The organism is Paeniglutamicibacter quisquiliarum, assembly GCF_019084045.1.
Classification (GTDB): Bacteria; Actinomycetota; Actinomycetes; order Actinomycetales; family Micrococcaceae; genus Paeniglutamicibacter; species Paeniglutamicibacter quisquiliarum.
Window position 1 is genome coordinate 772,418 of record NZ_JAHRED010000001.1, and the last position, 18,635, is coordinate 791,052.

Sequence of the window (18,635 nt, forward strand, 5' to 3'; positions counted from 1 at the left end):
CTCATCACTCGCACCTTCATGAGGTAACAAAAACTCTAGTGAACCAACCTTTGCACGACCTGTATACCGCCGGGTAACAACGTGTGAAATCAGCGGCGCAGGATCAGAGCATCGCCCTGTCCGCCGCCGCCACACAGGGATACCACCCCGGTGCCGGAACCGCGCCTGGCCAATTCCATGGCCTGGTGCAGGACCAGTCGCGCGCCGGAGGCACCCACCGGGTGGCCCATCGCAATGGCCCCGCCCTCGGTGTTGATCCTGGCCGGATCCACGCCGAGGTCCTTGGCGGATTGCAGGACCACCGAGGCGAAGGCCTCGTTGATCTCAATCAGGTCCAGGTCAGCGACGTTCATTCCATCCTTGGCCAGGGCGGCGCGGATCGACGTGCTTGGTTGGGAGTGCAGCTGGCCGTCGGGCCCCGCGGTCTGGCCATGGGCACCGATCTCACAGAGCCAATCCAGCCCTGCCCGGCGGGCTGCGCCCTTGGAGGCAACCACAACGGCTGCGGCACCGTCCGAAAGCGGCGAGGATGAACCGGCGGTAATGGTTGCTCCGGGATCCGAGGAAAAGGCGGGGCGCAGCGTGGCGAGCTGTTCTTCCGTGGCATCGGGGCGGATTCCCTCGTCCGCGGAAACGACTACTTCGCCCCCGCGTCGCTGCGGGATGGTGATTGGTGCGATCTCGGCGTCGAGATGCGCCTTGGCCGCCGCCGCGCGTTGGTGCGAAGCCGCGGCAAAGGCGTCCTGGGCAGCACGCCCAATGCCCAGCTTGGCATTTCCGCTCTCGGTGGCCGAGCCCATGAGCTCTCCGCTGAACGGGTCGGCCAACGCGTCGTGGTTCAGCGAGTCCTCCAGCGGTCGGTCGCCAATGGCCACGGGTGTTCGCATGCCGCGGACCAGGTGCGGGGCGTTGGACATGGATTCCTGGCCGGCGGCGACGATGAATTCGGCCTCGCCGGCCCGGATCATCCGGGCGGCATCGATGACGGCGGTCAGCCCCGAAAGGCAGAGCTTGTTGATGGTCACCGTGGGGACGTTCCAGCCGATGCCCGCCTTCAGGGCAGCCTGGCGGGCCGGTCCCTGCCCGGTTCCGGCCAGAATGACCTGGCCCATGATGACGTGGTTGATATCGTCCGCCGCCACCCCGCTGCGTTCCAGGGCGGCGGAGATCGCATGCGCTCCGAGATCGGTGGCGGGCAGGGAGGAGATGGCCCCGCGGAACTTTCCAAAGGGAGTTCGCGCACCGCCAATAAGCACGGGGGTCAGGTCGTCATTCATGGATGTTTCCTTCGCTTGGGAAAAGACCGGTTCGGTGCCATAAGCTCATTCTCATGCCCCATGCAGTGAACCCGGTTGATGCCCAGACTATCTACTTTGACGCCAGCGACACAGGGGCCCCTCCGGTCCTGTTGCTGCACGGCTCGGCGCTCTCCCGCTCGATCTGGCGCGGCCTGGGCTACGTAAGGGCGCTGGAACCGGAATTCGACACCATCCGCATGGACCTGCGCGGGCACGGACGGTCGGGTAAGCCGCACGATCCTGCCGCCTACGCCATGGACCTGGTCCTCGAGGATGTCAAGGCGGTGCTGGCGGCGACCGGGCACGAATCGATCCACATCGTGGGCTACTCCTTTGGCTCGCGCGCGGGCCTGTCGCTGGCCATCAAGCATCCTTCCATGGTCCGTTCCCTGACGATGCTCGGGGGCACCCACGCCATCGAGGCCCAGCACATCAGCACGCTCTTCTTCGACGGCTACCTCGAGGCCTTGAAGACGGGCGACATGGACGCGTTCATCGCCGGCATGGAGGCCGGCGGCGGGAAGCTTGACCCTGCAACCCGGCTGGCCTTCGCTTCCAACGACGCCCTGGCGCTGGCTGCATACTTCGAATCCACCGAGGCCGGAAGCGCAGTCAGCGAGACATTGCTCCACCAGCTGGCCACCCCGACGCTGCTGATGACCGGAACCAGGGATGTGCCGCGCATCGATCATTCCCGCGTCATGGCCTCGGTGATGCCCAACGCCCGGCTGGTGGAACTCGCCGGGCGCACCCACGGCGGGACGCTGTTTCCGCCGCAGCCGATCCTGGACGAACTGCTGCCCTTCCTGCGCGCAAATTCCTGACGAGTGCCCGACTGCCGCCGGAGCCCGGGCGAGGGTTCAGGGCAGGTACGGGGCCGGCGGCGGGGACCGCAACACCAACGGTGGGACCACCAGCACGGGAATCTGCCGACGGGACAGGACGCGGATCAGCGTCGAGGCACGGAGCCTTGGGGCGGCGAAGGGAAAGCGTTTTCGCCGCGGGGAACCCACGACCAGAAACGACGTGCCCAGCTCCACACCGTATTCGCCCAGGGCCCTGGCCGGCTCGCCCACCAGGATGCGCAGCTTCCACGGCACCGGATAGGCCGCCAGGACCTCGCCAAGCCGTAGTCGCAGGCCTTCGATGGCCACCGAACCGAGTTCCTCGCGCTCGTCGCGGTGCAGGGAATCAAAGTCGATTCGCGTCTTGACGTTCCATTCGGTCAGGTCAAGCCCCGTGAGGGCATAGGCACACACCAGGTCCTGACGCAAGAGCGAGGCAAGGCGGGCCGCGGTTTCCAGGACCTCGGGATGCTGTCCCGGGAAGACGCCCACAAGCACCGGGGCGGCCGAACGAAGGGTGCGGGATTCCTCTGGCTCGCGCATCGTTTACTCCTGGAAATCAACCGGGGCGGGGGTTGATGCTTGTCTTGCCTCCAGTATGCCCGGGAGACCGGGAACATCGGTAGGTGCGGCACCGCACCCGGGTAGGCAACCACACCTTGACCGGGGACGGAACAGGGGCAAGACTCAAGAAATGGACGCACAGGCGGCGGCAATCTCGATCACAGGTTTGAAGGTCTTGCGCGGGAAGCGACTCGTGCTGCCCGGCCTTGACCTGCTGGTCCCGCGCGGCGAGGTCGTCGGGCTGCTGGGCCCCAGCGGCTGCGGGAAATCCACTCTGATGCGCGCGATCGTGGGCACCCAGGTCATTTCCGCCGGAACGGTGACCGTGCTGGGGGACACCGCCGGGTCCGCGGCGCTGCGCCACCGTGTGGGCTACATGACCCAGGAAGCAAGCGTCTACGAGGACCTGCCGGTCGCGGACAACCTGTCCTACTTCGCCAAGATCGTCGGCGCCCCGCCCGCCCAGGTTGCCCGGGTCATTGAACGCACCGACCTGGGCTCGGAGGCCAAGTCCATGGCCGCGGACCTCTCCGGCGGCCAGCGCAGCCGGCTCTCGCTGGCCATAGCGCTGCTCGGGGACCCCGAACTGCTCGTCCTGGATGAGCCAACGGTCGGGCTGGACCCGGTGCTCCGGGTGGCGCTGTGGGAGCTGTTCGCCGAACTCGCCGCCGAAGGCACCACGCTGCTGGTCTCCAGCCACGTGATGGACGAGGCCACCCGCTGCGACAGCTTGTTGCTCATGCGCGAGGGCGAGATCATCGCCAGGGAAACCCCGGAATCGCTGCTGGCGCGCACCGGCACCGACAATGCCGAGGACGCCTTCCTCGCGCTGATCCGCGATGCGGGGCAGCCGGGAACATCGGTGGCCGAGCCGCACGTTCCCAAGCACCGCGCCACGGGGGGGACCCCATGAACATCCCGCGCATCCTTGCCACCGCCGCGCGCGTGCTGAACCAGGTGCGCCACGACCACCGCACCCTTGCCCTGTTGCTGCTGGTCCCCGCGCTGCTGGTGGGCCTGGTCGCCTGGATCTTCACCGACACCCCGGTCTTCCCACGCATCGGCCCGGCCATGATCGCGCTCTTCCCCTTCATCGTGATGTTTCTGGTCACCTCCATCGCCACGCTGCGCGAACGGCGCAGTGGCACCCTGGAACGCCTGCTCTCCCTGCCGCTGGGCAAGGCCGACTTCATCATGGGCTACGCGCTGGCCTTCGGGCTGCTGTCGGTTCTGCAGACCGCGATCGCCGTCGGCTTCGCCGTGTGGGTCTGCGGGCTGGAGGTCGCCGGGAACCTGGGCCTGCTCTTCGCCGTGGCCATCGCCGACGCGCTGCTGGGGACCTCGCTGGGCCTGCTGGCCAGCGCCTTTGCGCGCAGCGAGTTCCAGGTGGTGCAGTTCATGCCGGCATTCGTCTTCCCGCAGATCCTGCTGGGCGGGATCTTCCTGCCCCGCGGCGAGCTGCCGCAGGTGCTGGAGGACATCGGGGACTGGCTGCCGCTGAGCCACGCCATCGATGCGCTGAACGCGGTGGCCCGCGACGACCAGGACGCGGGCTACATCTGGCTGCGGATCGGGTTCGTGGCCGCGTGGATCCTGGCGGCCATCGCGGTGGGGTCGATGACGCTGCGCCGCCGCACCCCCTGACAATCAGTCCCCGGTCCGGACACTGGATCCGGACACTGGATAATGGGGCGGGTGAGCACGCAGCAGATCCGGCAGGAAAATCCCCCACCCGACCACGGCTTCGACCTGGCAGCCATCGGGCGGGGCCTGGTCTTTGCCCAGTCCCTGCCCGAGCTCGCCGCCGCGCTGGAATCGGGCAGGGCCGGCGCCACCGCCGTCATCCAGGCCCCGCCGGGCACCGGCAAGACCACGCTGGTCCCGCCGCTGGTCGCCAACGTCGTGGCCGCGCGCACCGGGGCACCTGCCCGCATCGTGGTCACGCAGCCGCGCCGCGTCGCCGCCCGCTCCGCGGCCCGCCGGCTGGCCTCCCTGGATGCGGGCGCAGCCGCGAAGCGCGTGGGCTTCACGGTGCGCGGGGAAAGCACCGCCGGACCGGGCACGGTCGTCGAGTTCGTGACGCCGGGCATCCTGCTGCGCCGGCTGCTGGCGGACCCGGGGCTGGAAGCCGTCGATGCGGTCATCGTCGACGAGGTGCACGAACGCGGGCTGGAAACCGACCTGCTGTTGGGCATGCTGCGCGAGGTCCACGAATTGCGCGGGGACCTGGTGCTGGTGGCCATGTCGGCGACCCTCGACGCCCCGCGCTTCGCCCGGCTGCTGGGGGACGCGACCGGGACCGGGGCCGCCCCGGTCATCGACTGCCCCGCCGCGCTGCACGCGCTGGAAACCCGGTGGGTGCCGGCCGCCGCACCGCGGCTGACCGACCGCGGGGTCTCGCGCACCTTCCTCACCCACGTGGCCGCCACCGCCGCCGCGGCGCACACCGAGGCGCTGGGCCGGGACGGGACCATCGACGCGCTGGTGTTCGTCCCCGGCGCCTGGGAGGTCGCCGATGTCGCCGCGCAGCTGCGCACCCGGGTGCCGGGCACCGAGGTGCTGGAGCTGCACGGGCAGGTGCCCCCGGCACTGCAGGACCGGGCGGTCTCCGGGCGCGAACCGGGCGGGGCGCCGCGCATCATCGTCTCCACCTCGCTGGCCGAATCCTCGCTCACCGTCCCCGGGGTCAGGCTGGTCATCGACTCCGGGCTGGCCCGGGAACCCCGCCGCGACGCGGCCCGGGGGATGAGCGGGCTGGTCACGGTCTCGGCCTCGCGGGCCTCGAGCATCCAGCGGGCCGGACGCGCAGCACGCCAGGGCCCGGGCACCGTGGTGCGCTGCTTCGAGGAGAAGACCTTCGCCGCGGCACCGGCGCACCCGCGGGCCGAGATCACCGTTGCGGACCTCACCTCCGCCGCCCTCATCCTGGCCTGCTGGGGCGCGCCGGGAGGTGCCGGCCTGCACCTGCCCGAGGCCCCTCCTGCCTCGAGCCTCCAGGCGGCCACCACAGTGCTCGAACAGCTGGGGGCGATCGAGGAACACGGGCACGCCACGGCGCTGGGCCGGACGCTGGCCGGCATCCCGGCGGACCCGCGGCTCGGGCGCGCCCTGCTTGACGGCACCGCGCTGGCCGGGGCCGCCGCCACCGCACGCATCGTCGCGCTGCTGGCCGGGGACCACCGTGCCCAGGGCGCCGACCTTGCGGCGCTGCTGGTGTCCCTGCGCAACGGAGGGCACCCGGGCTCCGGCCCCTGGAAGCGCGAATCCGCCCGGCTGGAACGGATTGCCAGGCAAACGCCGGGCACCGGCGACTCTTCCCGGGGCACCCTCACCGGGGACCCTCTGGGCCTGGTCGTCGCCCTGGCCTTCCCGGGGCAGGTGGCCCGACGCGTGGAGAACGCCTCCGGCACCACCTACCTGTTGGCCTCGGGCACCCGGGCGGGACTGCCGGCCGGAAGCCCGCTGGGGCACCACGCCTGGATCGCCGTGGCCGAGGTGGCACGGGCCGCGGGACGCGACGCTGCGGGCACCGGCGCACTGATCCGCGCCGCGGCGCCGCTGGACGAAGAAACCGCGCTGCTGGCCGCCGCCCACCTGGAAACCGAGGCCGTCAACACCGTCTTCGCCCACGGGAAGCTCACCGCCCGGGCCGAACACCGGCTGGGGGCCATCGAACTTTCCAGCACGCCCATGACCCCCACCCGTGAGCAGGGCCGCGCCGCGGTGCTCGAGTCCTTGCGGACCAACGGGCTGGGCATGCTGCGGTTCTCCTCCACCGCCACGGCATTGCGCAACCGGCTGGCCATGGTCCACCGCGAGCTCGGCGACCCGTGGCCGGGGATGGACGACGCCTCGCTGCTGGAAACCGCCGAGGCCTGGCTGGCCCCTGAACTCGAGGCGCTCGCCGCGGGCAAGTCCCCGGGATCCCTGCACCTGGCCGATGCGCTGCGCCGCCTGCTGCCCTGGCCCGAGGCCACGGCCCTGGACGAGTTGGTCCCCGAACGCCTGGCGGTGCCCAGCGGATCGAAGATCCGCATCGACTATCCTCACGCCGCCGACCCGGCCGCGCCTCCGGTGGTCGCGGTGAAGCTGCAGGAATGCTTCGGGCTGGCGACCTCGCCGGCGCTGGTGCGCGGGCGGGTCCCGGTGCTCTTCCACCTGCTCTCCCCGGCCGGACGCCCGCTGGCGGTCACCGACGACCTGGCGTCGTTCTGGTCGGGGCCCTATGCCCAGGTGCGCGCGGAAAACCGGGGACGCTATCCCAAGCACCCGTGGCCCGAGGACCCGTGGACCGCCCCGGCCACCAAGCACGTCAAGAAGCGGATGGCCGGCGCCTAGCCAACGCACGACGGCCACGGCGGCTCTCAGAGGTCGGTCAGTCCCGTGCCGATGTCGTCCAGGCACGTGGCGCGCTTGCCGGACGGTTTGCCCATGGACCGCCGGCAGGTGCACAGGGGGCCCTTGGCGGCGGGCATGGCCGCCCAGATGAAGCGCTGCATGCGGTTGTGGTTGCCGAAGTCCAGCACCGCACCCTCGAGCCGTGCGGCCAGCTCATGGCTCACGGTGATCGAGATGCCCTGGTCCACCGCCGCCGGAGCGTCAAGGGTGGCGGCGAGGAATTTCTTGGGCCGGGTCCGCGAGAAATACAGCCCCTGGGCGTGGCAGCCGCCCGCCCCCTGGTAGCAATGCAGGGAACCGCCGAACACGCCGACCATCTCAAGGGCCGCGTCGGTGATGGAGAATGTAGCCTGTCCGGGAATTGACACCGTGCTCTGTCTGTCCGTGGAACCGGGGGCCATGCACGGTCCTAACTGTTTATGCTGGTTGCTGGCTGGCCTCACCATCCTTCCCCAACGAACGCCGTCCGGCAGCCGCGACACGGCGGTCGGGGCATTACCGGGCCCCCGCCGGATGGCCGGACGCCAGACCCACGGCGCCGTTCGGCTGCTTCCGGCCGGGCCGCGGCTGCGGGAGGAATCCGCTGGAGAACCACGGTTCGGCGAGGCCGCGTCTCAAGGAATCCGCAGCATGTCCTCGGACCGGTTCCAGAGCGCCTCGGCAAGCCGCCGGTCCTTGGCCTGGGGATTGGCCCGGGCCGCCCTCCGCCGGGTGAAGTATTCTCCCGACGGCCACGTTCCGTCCCTCGCCGTCGAAGCCAGCCAGATGAGGGTGTCGGCTCCCTTCCGGGGTGTTGCGAGAAGCTTGGAGATCAGCCGGTTTCCGTAGACGCCTTCCATGGAGCTTCCGGGGGCACGGGAGAACCCGGTGCCGACGATCCCCGGGTGGAACGCCGCGGTGGCCAGGCCTTGGCCGCCCTGGCGCCGGTGCAGTTCCCGGGTGAACAGGATTTGTGCCAGTTTGGCGTTTCCGTAGGCGCGCGTGGGGTCGTAATGGCCCTCCGCGTTCAGGTCGGAGAGGTCAATCCTGCCGTACAGGCGGTTGGCCAGGCTGGAGGTGTTGATGACCGCACCCCGGCACGAGGTCAGCCGGTCGAGAAGCAGGTGCGTGAGGAGAAACGGGGCGAGGTAGTTGACCTGAAAGGTCATCTCGAACCCGTCGTCGGTCACCTGCCGGGCGGGCGTGAAGATCCCTCCCGCGTTGTTCGCCAGGACATCGATTCGGGGGTGTCTCTCGAGCAGCAGTGCGGCGAGGGACCTGACCTCGTCCAGCTCGGCAAAGTCGACGAGGTAGTGGCGTGCGTTCAGCTCGCGCGCAACGGCGGCGGTTTTTTCGCGGTTTCTTCCCACCACGACCACCTCGTGGCCCAGCCGGGCCAGTGCCCGCGCTGCCTCGGCCCCGATCCCGTCGCTCGCACCGGTGATGACGATGGTTTGCCGGTCCATGCGGTTCCTTTCGAGGGAGGTGGAGCAGGGCCTCCACCGTGAAGCCTACGCTGGCAAGCCAGATGCAAATCAACCACAATCCGCGGGACGCCGGGCAGCTTTGCGCGCGGACGGCGGACGGACAACCACGCGGCAACACGTTCCGCCCGGCCGGTCATGGCCCTGCCAGGGCGTCGCCACAGCACCGTCAAAGTGCCGATGCCCAGGGCGGGAAGCCAAAGCGCAAACCGGCAGCCACCAGCGAACGCTGACCTGACATGGCCCGGGTGTCCCTGGGAAGCGACAAGGCGTTCGGCGCCGGCCCCGCCCGCAGGTGGATCCGGCAGGCAGGGCCGCACGCGGCGTTGGCCCGGGGCCCCGGGGCGACGGATCTAGGCGAAGGCGGAGATCCCGGTGATGGAGCGGCCGATGATCAGCGCCTGGACGGTCTCGGTGCCCTCGTAGGTGTGGATCGCCTCGATGTCCGCAATGTGCCGCGCCACCCGGTGCTTCAGCAGGATGCCGTTGCCGCCGAGCAGGTCGCGCGCGTTGGACGCGATGCCGCGGGCCAGCCGGGTGCAGGTGAACTTGGCCAGCGAGGCCTGCACCGGGCTCAGCGTTCCGGCCTCCTCGCGCCGCGTCGCCTGCATGACCGTGAGCTGCATGGTGGCCAGCTCGGAGTGCATGCGCGCCAGGCGCTCCTGCACGATCTGGCTGGCTGCCAGCGGGCGGCCGAACTGGATGCGCTGGGCCGCGTACTGCACCGCGGTTTCGTAGCAGGCTGTCGCGTGCCCCACCGCGGACCAGGCGACGCCCAGCCGGGTGGCGAAGAGGACCTTGGAGGTATCCTTGAAGCTGTTGGCCCCGGGCAGCACGTGGGAATCGGGGACGAAGACGTTCTCCAGGCGGATGTGCGCCTGCCAGATGGCGCGCAAGGACAGCTTGCCCTCGATGGTGGTGCCGGTGTAGCCCTCCCACTCCTGCTGCACGATGAAGCCGCGGACCTTGTCCTGCTCGTCGCGCGCCCACACGATGGTGATCCCGCCGACCGACCCGTTGCCGATCCACTTCTTCTCGCCGCTGATCCGGTAGCCGCCCTCGACCCGGACGGCGCGGGTCTCCAGGGACACCGAGTCCGATCCGTGGGTCGGTTCGGTCAGCGCGAAGGCGCCGAGCACCTCGGCGTTGGCCAGCTTCGGGCCCCACTCGGCGATCTGCCCGGGGGAGCCGCACTCGGTGATGGAGCGCAGTGCAAGCCCGGCCTGGACGGCGGCGATGGTGCCCACCGAGCCGTCGGCACGCGAGAGCTCCATGTTCACCAGCCCGGCGGCCAGGACGCTCATTTCCGGGTAGCCCTCGAGGCCCAGCCCGTCGCGCAGCAGGTCGAGCTCGCCCAGGCGCTTGGCCAGGCCCAGCGGGTAGTCGGAGTTGTTCCAGTATTCGTCGATGACCGGGCGGACCTCGTCCAGCCCGAAGGCGCGCGCCCTGTCCCAGTAGGCACGGTCTGCCGCGTCGATGTCCTCGAAGAGACCGGCCGGATCGACGTCCACCTCGCCCCAGAGTTCGTACTCGGGTTCAACGACACCGGCGGGAAAATCGGTGCTCAGGCTGGCTTCAGTGCTCATGGCGCGGTGGTGCCCTTTCGTCGGCAGCGGAAAAGTCGCTAGGGCATCAGCATACTGGAACTCAGTGTCAGGTCAAGAAACTGCGGTTCAGTAGTTTTGTGCGGCGCGCCACTGGTCCGCAAGCAGCGCGTAGGCGTATCCGTCCCTCCAGGTGCCGTCGCGGTGCAGGTCGCCGGCGACCAGGTGGCTCTCCCGGCGCATCCCCACGCGTTCCATGAGCCGCCACGAGGGCTCGTTGGCGGCAAAGCAGCGGGCGTGGACCCGGCGCAGGCCCAGGTCGACGAAGCAGAGGCGCAGCAGGAGGGAAACCGCCTCGGTGGCAAGCCCGCGCCCGCCGGCCGCCGGGTCCAGGGACCACCCGAGCTCCGCCTCGGTGCCCGCTGCCAGGTGCGCGACCTCGCGCTGGGACCATGCGTCCCCGAGGCGAACCACCGCCTCCCCGACCACGCTGCCGGCGGATTCCAAGACGAGCCTGTCGCGCAGGTGTGCCGGGTCGGTAAAGGAGCGGCGGTAGTCCGGAAGGTCGTTCCACGCGGAGGTGACCCAGCGGGAGGACTCCGGCAGCCGGCGGTAGGCCCAGGTGGCCTCGGCATCCGATGCGGCGGCGGGGCGCAGCACGAGCCGTTCTGTCGCCCGCGGCCAGCCGGGGAGGGAGTGAAGCCTTGAGCGTGGGGATTCCACCGTGGGGTGCCTCGCGTCCGGCTCAGCCGTGGGGGCGGTCCAGGGCCTCGCGCACGCGGGCCAGCACCGTCTCGGTGTCGGGGGCGCCGCCGGCGATGGTGATGACCACCGTGGTCGGCTCGGGCGCCGGCGCCGCGGCCTGCGGCTCGAGGGCCGGGGTGAACACGGCGCCCAGGGCCAGCAGCTCGCGTTCCAGCTCGGGGCGTCGGGTGTCCTCGGGGTGGCGCAGCCAGCGGCGCAGGTGGTCGTTGTGCACCGAGACCACCCCGGCGGCGAACGCGATGGACATCGCCCGGCCGTTGGGCAGCGAGTACAGCCCGCGGTCGCGCAGGTGGTTGCGGAACACCCGCTCATAGCGGTGGATCGAGACCAGCTCGCGGTCGCGCAGCGAGGGCACGTCCAGCAGCAGCCGGTGGCGCAGGCCGGCGGCCTCGGGCCTGGCGGTGTGCTGGTCGAAGACCGTCAACCCCGCGTGCACCAGCGAGGCCACCGGGCCGGCCGAGGAGGTGGCAAGCACGGTTTCGAGGTGGTGGATGATCGTCTCCATGTCGGCGAAGACCATCTCTTCCTTGGAGCCGAAGCGGCGGAAGAAGGTGGAGCGCGAGATGCCCGCCGCCTGGGCCAGCGCATCGACGCTCGTGGCGTCGAAGCCCTTTTCGACGAGCAGGCGCAGTGCGGCATCGGGCACCGCGGAGGAGGTGATCATGCACGAGAATCTAGCACGCCGCCGGTTTTCGGCGCCCCCTTGGCGACACCCGATTCCAGGAATGTGCTCCAAGCCACATCTGCCGCCGGTGCCAGTAGTTGTCCTGCGCCACACCGGGGGAGCTCTAGCCGTAGCGGAGGGCCTAACCATAGGGTGGGAAGAGAAGTAGCAGAACCGCGACCACGACCAGGAGAAACCACATGGGCTTCAACATTGCCAACGCCGCACTACGACTCGTCTCGGGGGCCTACATCCTCAACAGCGGCATCGGGAAGCTGCGGATGCCCGCCGAGTCGGCCGAGGGCCTGCAGTCCATGGCGTCCAACGCCATCCCGCAGGTCGAAAAGGTCGAACCAGCCGTCTTCGCCAAGGCGCTTGCCTTCGGGGAAATCGCCGTGGGCTCGGCCCTGCTGACCCCGTTCATCCCCTCGCGCCTGGCCGGCCTGGGACTGGGTGCCTTCGCGGCCGGCCTGGTCGCCACGTACCTGAAGACCCCGGGGCTGACCGAGTCCGACGGCATCCGCCCGACGCCCAACGGCGTGCCGATGGCCAAGGACTTCTGGCTGGCCGGCATCGCCGCCGCCCTGGTCTTCGGCCGCGGCAAGGCCAAGACCAAGATCAAGGAAGTCGCCGCCAAGAAGTAGCGCCGGCGCAGGCGCGCGCGCGGCTCAGTTGCCGCGCGCGCCCCTGCGGAACATCGCGGCCACCAGGGCCGCGGCCATGGCCACGATGCCCGGCAGCAGCAGGGACTGGCCCAGGGCCAGGGAGAAGGCCTGGTGCAGGAATTCGGGCACCGCTGCCCCGGTTCCCGGCTCGGCCAGGGGCCCGGTAGCCACGGCTGCGGGACCCTGCGCCTCAAGCGCGGCAACCGCCTTCTCCGATTCCACGGCGATGCGCGATTCCATCATCAGCGCGATCAACGCCGAACCCAGCACCGCACCGACCTGCCGGGTGGTGTTATAGATCCCCGACCCGGCACCGGCCTCGGCCTGTCCCAGGTCGCGGGTGGCGGTCAGCGAGACCGCGGGCCAGATCATGGCCGAGCCCAGCCCCATGACCACCGGCGGCAGCAGCAGCACCCAGAACGGGGTGTCGGCGCGCAGGATCAGCCCGTAGGCGGTGATCGAGGCGCCAAAGAGGAAGAACCCGGGGATCGCGAAGTACTTGGCCTCCACCCTGCCCACGTTCTTGCCGATCACCGGGGCCAGACCGCCGGCGACCAGGGCCATCGGCGCGAGCATCAGCGCCGAAAGCGTCGGGGTGAGTCCGCGCACCGACTGCAGGTAGAGGATCATCGGGAAGCTCATGGCGGTGATGGACAGCCCCATGAAGGCGATGGCGATGTTGGCGAGCGAGAAGTTCCTGTCCCTGAACAACCCCAGCGGCACCAGCGGTTCGGCGCGGTTGGCCGCCTGCCACCAGATGAACAGCCCCAGCAGCACCAGCCCGCCGATGATCAGGTGCCAGGAGCCGACGGGTCCCAGGAACGGGCCCCAATCATGGGTGTTGCCCTCCTGGATGCCGAAGACCAGCGCAAACATGGCCACGGCGCTGAGCCCCACGCCCAGCCAGTCGAAGGAGTGTGCGTGGCGCGGCAGCTCGGGCACCTTCAGCAGCACCCGCCAGATCGCCAGCACGCCCACGGGCACGTTGACGAAGAAGATCCATTCCCAGCCCAGGGTGTCGACGAAGACGCCGCCGGCGATGGGGCCCACCAGCGTGGCGATGCCCGCCACCGCGCCCCACACGCCCATGGCCGCGCCGCGGCGGGCATAGGGGAACATCCGGGTTATGAACGTCATGGTCTGCGGGCTCATCATGGAGGCGCCCAGCCCCTGCACCACGCGCGCAACGATCAGCGTGGTGATGTCGCCGGAGAGCCCGCACCACAGCGAGGAGAGCGTGAAGATGACCAGGCCGATGAGGTAGATGGTGCGCGGGCCGAACCTGTCCCCGAGGCGCCCGGTGATCAGCAGCGGCACCGCGAACGCCAGCAGATAGGCGCTGTTGACCCAGATGACCCCGTTGATGTCGGTGTCCAGCCCGTTCATGATCGCCGGCATGGCGGTGGAGACGATGGTCGAGTCGACCAGGATCATGAAGAAGCCGATCACCAGAGCCCACAGGGCGCCCCAGGCAAGCTTGTCGGTCTGGGCATCCGTCACGCGCTGGTTCACATTCACCGCCCGAGTGTACGCCCGGGCGCCGGCCCGCAACAGGGATTTGAGCCGCACCTCACAGTGAACTGTTTCTTCGGGCCTACGGCAGGTTGACGACGCCGTCGATGCAGGTCACCGAATGCCCGGCAATCCACACGCCCTGCGCGTCGGAATCCACGTGCAGGATCGCCGAGCGGCCCAGCCGGGTACCCTGGCGCACGGTGTAGGTGGCCGGGGCCAGCCCGGAGCCGGTCAGCCACGCCCCGAAGCCCGCGTTCAGCGACCCGGTGGCCGGGTCCTCCTGCAGGCCCTCGCCCGGGCAGAAGGCGCGCACCTCGTAGTCGGCCGGCGCGCCGGTGACCACGTTGCGGAAGCGCTGGGAGCCGCGCCGCTCGTCGGCGGCGGACACGGGGCGCAGTTCCTCGCGCGCCCCGGCCGGCCGGGCCTCGGGCACATTCGGGTCGTAGGAACGGGCGGGGACCCCGCCGACGGTGTGTGCGCCGATGACGCCGATCTCCAGCCCTTCCAGGGCCGAATAGTCCGGTTCCAGCGACAGCACCAGGTCCGCGTCGCGCAGCAACAGGCCGGCCCAGTTCGGGCCGTTGACCAGCCACTGGTGCGCCAGCACGTCCTCGCGTGCCAGCCCGAGTCCGCCCAGCGCCCATTCGAGCACGTCCTCCTCGAGCTCGCCGGTGCGCACCATGGGCGGGGCCTTGAACGCCAGGGACTCCGGGTCCTCGGGGTGCTCGCCGGGGACGCGGCGGACCTCGATGAGCCCGGCCCCGCATTCCTGGATCAGCCCGGCGGGGTTCTTGGGCTCCCCTCCGGCCTCGAGCCACGCGTGCGCAGCGCCCAGGGTGGGGTGGCCCGCGAAGGGGAGCTCGGTGGTGGTGGTGAAGATCCGCGCCCGGTAGTCGGCATCCGGATGCGTTGCCGGAAGCAGGAACACGGTCTCGGCGAGGTTGGTCCAATTGGCGAAGCCCAGCATCTGGGCATCGCTGAGCCCCTCGCCGTCAAGCACCACGGCCAGGCCGTTGCCGGTGTAGGGGGAGGATGAGAAGACGTCTACTTGCTTGTACGGGCGGGCGATACTCATGGATGAATCGTGTCACATCTGCCTGCGCCGCGTCCCGGATGACGTCATTTTGTCATCCAGCACCCGCACGCGGCGTCCCCGGCCCCCCTTGCCCGTGGCCGGGCCGGGCTGCGGCGGCACGCGAAAGGCACCGGCCCCGCACCACGAAACCGTGGTGCGGGACCGGTGCCCGCAGGATGCCCGCGCCGCTACCAACGATGGGCCACGTCGATCACCAGGCGGCTGGTGGACCCGTCGGCGGCGGTGAGCACGAAGGTGCGGAACGGCAGCCGGGCGCGGACGCCCAGGCCGAAGGAGGTCTGTCCCTCGTAGCTGCCCAGGAACGCGACCTGCCGGAAGGTGGTGTAGCCGGAAACGTCCTTGGCGTTGGTCCGGTTGGCCGGGTTGTAGGTAGGGACCCCGGAACTGGTGTAGGCAGGTGCCTTCACGATGATGCGCAGGTCGGCGGCGCCCGCCAGCGGGACGTGCCGGCCCTCGCCCTCGGTGTAGACGGCGTTGACGTAGCGCACGTCGTAGCCCTTCACCCTGCCCTTGAGGTCGATGACCATCCGGTCGTAGCAGGTGTGGCGGCCGGTGCGGACGTTGGTGATGGTGGCGGACGAGTATCCGGCTACGGAGTCGGCCAGCGATCCCCAGGTGATGCCGCAATACGGCGCGGTGACAGCGGTGGCGGTCGCGGCCGGGGAAACCGGGGAGATGCCCAGTCCCGCAATGAGTAGTGCGCCGGCCAGTCCGGCGGCGATCCGGGATTTCATGATGTTCCTCGCTAGGGGCGAAATTCGGGTGGAGGGGGGTGGTGAAATCAGCATGCGCGCCGGGAAATGGCGCCGCAAGAGGGGTTATGCACAATCCATGGCATTGCAACACGCAGGAGATGTGACGGAGGAATGGCGGGGACATCCAGCCGACACCCAACGGCGTATGACAACCTTGTTGATATGCAGATCTTTGCCACCGGAACATTGGACGATGCCCTGAACGAGGCCGTGGAGAACACGAACGCATTACCTGAGACCATCCGACCGTGGGTTGTTGTTGCAATCGGATTACTGGCCGCCGTGCTCATCACAGTGGTCGTGTCCTTCATCCTCAAGCGCATGCTCCGGCGGATCCAGGGAATGCCCCCCGAGCGCACCCTGCGCCGGATGCCGCTGCTGCTGGCCCTGGCCTTCGCGTTCACCAAGGGCACCGTGGGTGTCTCGTTTGCCCCCAACCAGTGGGTGACGATCTGGCAGTTCCTGCTGTTTCTCGGGCTGATCAGCTCCATCGCCTGGCTGCTGATCGCCGCGATCGGGATCCTCGAGGACATCCTGCTGGCCAGGTACGGGCAGGACGACGGCAACCCGCGGCGGCTGGCCAAGATGCAGACCCAGGTCGGCTTGCTGCGCCGGGTGGTCACCGCGCTGATCATCACCCTGGCCGTGGCCGGCGCCCTGCTCACGATTCCCGAGGTCAGGGCGCTGGGAGCCGGCCTGCTGGCCTCCGCCGGCCTGATCTCGGTGGTCGCGGCGCTCGCCGTCCAGTCCTCGCTGGCCAACGTCTTCGCCGGCCTGCAGATCGCCTTCACCGACGCGATCCGGGTCAACGACACCGTGGTGGTGGAAACCGAGCGCGGCACCATCGAGGAAATCACCCTCACCTATGTGGTGGTGCTGTTGCTTGACGGACGGCGGATGATCATCCCCTCGACCCACTTCACCACGACGCCCTTTGAGAACTGGTCCCGCCGCAGCACCGAGATCAGCGGCTTCGTGCTGCTGGACCTGAACTGGAACGCGCCCATCGAGCACCTGCGCACCCGCACCCGGCAATTGCTGGAATCCACCGACCTGTGGGACGGGCGGACCGGGGACCTGAACGTGACAGATGCCGTCGGCGGCATCCTCAAGGTCACGATTGCGCTCAGCGCCAGGAACCCCGGGGACCTCTACGACCTGCGCAACTACGTGCGCGAGCACCTGATTGCCGAATTGGGCAGGGACTACCCCGACGCCCTTCCCAAGCCGCTGATGCCCGGCGCGGCCCCGGCCTGAGTCGAGGGGCTCCCCGGTCCGCCGACTCCGCGCCCGGGCAGCCTAGAGGTACAGTGCTGCGGGCCCGTAGTCGGCGCGCGCCCGGGCCGCGGCGGTGCGTTCGCGCAGGACCGCCACCATCTCATCGGCCTTGGAAATCAGGTCCCTGATCGCCGCGTCGTCACGGTCGACCCAGCGGGTCAGCGGTTCGGCATGCGTCGGGACGAAGTCCTTGTGCGGCTCCCACACAAAAAGCGTGCGTTCGGCGCCGAGCACGTATTGCTGCCAGAACACCTGGCGCAGGTAGTTCCGCGGGATCGTCTTGAACGGCTTGTTGGTGGTCTTGATCTCCGCCAGCTCCACCCGGCCCGTCTCGCGGATTCCCAACCCGTCGGGGGTGGCGAGGTGGATGTGGTTCTCCGCGGCGTGGAAGAGCTGGCTGGAGGGAAGGATCCCGAAGTTCTCCTGCACCCACGCGGCGATGACCGGTTCGCGGGCCCGCCCGTGGTCGGTGTACGGGTTCCCGCCGAAGCCCGATCCGTGCAGCTTGTCCCAGGCCGCCGACTGGATGGACTTCGGGGTGGAAAGCTTGGCCACGTCGGTGGCCGTGATGCCCTGGGAACGGGCCCGCAGCCATGCGATCCGGTCCGAGGAATCGGCGACGATCCGTTGCAGGCAGGCGGCGGGGGCGGGTTCAACAGGCGAGGGGATCACCGACCCATTCTTCACAATAAAACCCCGCACCGCGAACCGGCGGCGCGCCGCGCACCGGCGGGCAGGGTCCCGGCCGCTGCGCACCGCCCCGCACTGGCAGGGGCAACCGGCCGGACGTAGCATGGGCACCAAGGGCATCGGCGCACGTTCCGCGCGCGCCCGGGGCAACGGATACGCAGGCCGACGGCAGGGGAGCAGGAACCATGGAACGCAAGCTGGGCGTGAGCACCCGGGTGTGGACCCGGCGGCTGGACGATGCCTCCCTCGCGGAACTGGCCGCCCATGCCGCGGGCCTGGGATTCGGGGCCATCGAGTTGCCGCTGGAAAACCCCGGCGACTGGGATCCGGCCGCCGCCCGGGAGATCCTCGCCGGCCACGGGCTGGCCCCGGTGGTGATCGGGGTGATGACCCCGTTGCGCAACCTGGTCTCCGCGCCGGCAGCGGAAATCGCCGCCACCGGGCATTACCTGGCGCAGTGCATCGACGTGGCCGCCGAGCTCGGCGCCGACATCGTGGCCGGGCCGCTCCATGCCTCCACCGGGCGCACCTGGGCGATGACCGGGCCAGAACGCGAGCACGCCTACCTCCAGCTGCGCACCAACCTCGCCCCGTTGGTCGACCGTGCGGTGGAGCGCGGAGTCACCCTGGCCATCGAGCCGCTGAACCGCTACGAAACCAGTTTCATCAACACGGTCGATCAGGCCTTCGACGCCCTCGAGCCACTGCTGGGACCGGGCCTCGGCATGCTCCTTGACACCTACCACCTGAACATCGAGGAAGGGAACATCGCCGCCTCGGTGGCCCGCGCCATGGGGCACATCGCCCATGTGCAGGTCAGCGGGAACAACCGGGGAGCCGTCGGGGCAGACCACTTCGACTTCAACGCCTTCATCCACGCCCTGGACCTGGCCGGCTACACCGGGCCGCTCTGCGTGGAGTCCTTCGTGCCCGGCAGTGCACACACCTGGCGTCCGCTGGCCAGCAGCCAGGATGCGCTCGCCTCTGACTCCCTCGGATACCTGCGGAACCTACAGCTCGGCGGGCTGCGCTAGCGCCCTGCGCCCGCATCCGGGCGCGGGCGGAGCCGACCCGGGCGCCGGCGCAGAGCCGGTG

General features: G+C 69.7%; 18 protein-coding genes. 7 read left to right on the plus strand and 11 right to left on the minus strand.

The genetic code is table 11. From position 1 onward, the window contains the following. Positions 1–89: 89 nt before the first annotated feature. Positions 90–1,277 carry an acetyl-CoA C-acyltransferase gene (locus tag KRR55_RS03475; protein WP_217387627.1) on the minus strand — a complete coding sequence of 396 codons (1,188 nt, stop codon included), beginning with the start codon at positions 1,275–1,277 and terminating at the stop codon, positions 90–92. A gap of 53 nt (positions 1,278–1,330) precedes the next feature. Here KRR55_RS03475 and KRR55_RS03480 point away from each other — a divergent pair, with 53 nt between their 5' ends. Next, positions 1,331–2,122, plus strand: a complete 792-nt coding sequence (locus tag KRR55_RS03480) for an alpha/beta fold hydrolase (RefSeq protein WP_217387628.1) — start codon at positions 1,331–1,333, stop codon at positions 2,120–2,122. Between the two features lie 36 nt (positions 2,123–2,158). Here KRR55_RS03480 and KRR55_RS03485 read toward each other — a convergent pair whose 3' ends face one another. Continuing rightward, positions 2,159–2,686, minus strand: a complete 528-nt coding sequence (locus KRR55_RS03485) for a universal stress protein (RefSeq protein WP_217387629.1) — start codon at positions 2,684–2,686, stop codon at positions 2,159–2,161. A 151-nt stretch (positions 2,687–2,837) separates the two neighbouring features. On the opposite strand from KRR55_RS03485, the gene KRR55_RS03490 reads away from it, so the two are divergent. From KRR55_RS03490 to hrpB, 3 genes are read left to right on the plus strand one after another with little or no spacing between them, the layout of a single operon-like run. Further along, a complete protein-coding gene (locus KRR55_RS03490; RefSeq protein ID WP_217387630.1) occupies positions 2,838–3,620 on the plus strand; it encodes an ABC transporter ATP-binding protein in 783 nt (260 codons plus the stop codon). Further along, on the plus strand, positions 3,617–4,351 hold the full coding sequence (locus KRR55_RS03495) for an ABC transporter permease (RefSeq protein WP_217387631.1): 735 nt from the start codon (positions 3,617–3,619) through the stop codon (positions 4,349–4,351). The genes KRR55_RS03490 and KRR55_RS03495 overlap by 4 nt, the downstream gene beginning before the upstream one ends. A 51-nt stretch (positions 4,352–4,402) precedes the next feature. Beyond that, on the plus strand, positions 4,403–7,045 hold the full coding sequence (gene hrpB, locus KRR55_RS03500) for an ATP-dependent helicase HrpB (protein ID WP_336245023.1): 2,643 nt from the start codon (positions 4,403–4,405) through the stop codon (positions 7,043–7,045). A 26-nt stretch (positions 7,046–7,071) separates the two neighbouring features. On the opposite strand, the gene KRR55_RS03505 is transcribed toward hrpB, so the two are convergent. The 5 genes from KRR55_RS03505 to KRR55_RS03525 all read right to left on the minus strand — a co-directional run bounded on the left by KRR55_RS03505 (position 7,072) and on the right by KRR55_RS03525 (position 11,541). Further along, on the minus strand, positions 7,072–7,473 hold the full coding sequence (locus KRR55_RS03505) for a peptidase (protein ID WP_217387633.1): 402 nt from the start codon (positions 7,471–7,473) through the stop codon (positions 7,072–7,074). A gap of 246 nt (positions 7,474–7,719) precedes the next feature. Beyond that, positions 7,720–8,550, minus strand: a complete 831-nt coding sequence (locus KRR55_RS03510) for an SDR family NAD(P)-dependent oxidoreductase (RefSeq protein ID WP_217387634.1) — start codon at positions 8,548–8,550, stop codon at positions 7,720–7,722. Positions 8,551–8,921: 371 nt separating this feature from the next. Then, positions 8,922–10,154 carry an acyl-CoA dehydrogenase family protein gene (locus tag KRR55_RS03515; protein ID WP_217387635.1) on the minus strand — a complete coding sequence of 411 codons (1,233 nt, stop codon included), beginning with the start codon at positions 10,152–10,154 and terminating at the stop codon, positions 8,922–8,924. 87 nt (positions 10,155–10,241) lie between these two features. Further along, positions 10,242–10,835: a GNAT family N-acetyltransferase gene (locus KRR55_RS03520; protein WP_217387636.1), complete on the minus strand. Its 594-nt coding sequence runs from the start codon at positions 10,833–10,835 to the stop codon at positions 10,242–10,244. 22 nt (positions 10,836–10,857) lie between these two features. Beyond that, positions 10,858–11,541, minus strand: coding sequence for a TetR/AcrR family transcriptional regulator (locus tag KRR55_RS03525; RefSeq protein WP_217387637.1), 684 nt, complete (start codon positions 11,539–11,541; stop codon positions 10,858–10,860). 200 nt (positions 11,542–11,741) lie between these two features. Here KRR55_RS03525 and KRR55_RS03530 point away from each other — a divergent pair, with 200 nt between their 5' ends. After that, positions 11,742–12,185, plus strand: coding sequence for a DoxX family membrane protein (locus KRR55_RS03530; protein WP_217387638.1), 444 nt, complete (start codon positions 11,742–11,744; stop codon positions 12,183–12,185). A 24-nt stretch (positions 12,186–12,209) separates the two neighbouring features. On the opposite strand, the gene KRR55_RS03535 is transcribed toward KRR55_RS03530, so the two are convergent. The 3 genes from KRR55_RS03535 to KRR55_RS03545 form a co-directional block, all read right to left on the minus strand. After that, entirely contained in the window at positions 12,210–13,640 is a 1,431-nt protein-coding gene (locus KRR55_RS03535; RefSeq protein ID WP_217387699.1) for a DHA2 family efflux MFS transporter permease subunit, read from the minus strand. 160 nt (positions 13,641–13,800) lie between these two features. Next, on the minus strand, positions 13,801–14,796 hold the full coding sequence (locus KRR55_RS03540; RefSeq protein WP_217387639.1) for a PhzF family phenazine biosynthesis protein: 996 nt from the start codon (positions 14,794–14,796) through the stop codon (positions 13,801–13,803). Between the two features lie 188 nt (positions 14,797–14,984). Beyond that, positions 14,985–15,551, minus strand: a complete 567-nt coding sequence (locus tag KRR55_RS03545) for an AMIN-like domain-containing (lipo)protein (protein WP_217387640.1) — start codon at positions 15,549–15,551, stop codon at positions 14,985–14,987. A gap of 183 nt (positions 15,552–15,734) precedes the next feature. On the opposite strand from KRR55_RS03545, the gene KRR55_RS03550 reads away from it, so the two are divergent. Further along, positions 15,735–16,829 carry a mechanosensitive ion channel family protein gene (locus tag KRR55_RS03550; protein WP_217387641.1) on the plus strand — a complete coding sequence of 365 codons (1,095 nt, stop codon included), beginning with the start codon at positions 15,735–15,737 and terminating at the stop codon, positions 16,827–16,829. A 42-nt stretch (positions 16,830–16,871) separates the two neighbouring features. On the opposite strand, the gene KRR55_RS03555 is transcribed toward KRR55_RS03550, so the two are convergent. Further along, on the minus strand, positions 16,872–17,522 hold the full coding sequence (locus KRR55_RS03555; RefSeq protein ID WP_217387642.1) for a YqaJ viral recombinase family protein: 651 nt from the start codon (positions 17,520–17,522) through the stop codon (positions 16,872–16,874). 203 nt (positions 17,523–17,725) lie between these two features. Here KRR55_RS03555 and KRR55_RS03560 point away from each other — a divergent pair, with 203 nt between their 5' ends. Continuing rightward, positions 17,726–18,574, plus strand: a complete 849-nt coding sequence (locus tag KRR55_RS03560) for a sugar phosphate isomerase/epimerase family protein (protein ID WP_217387643.1) — start codon at positions 17,726–17,728, stop codon at positions 18,572–18,574. Positions 18,575–18,635: the final 61 nt, after the last annotated feature.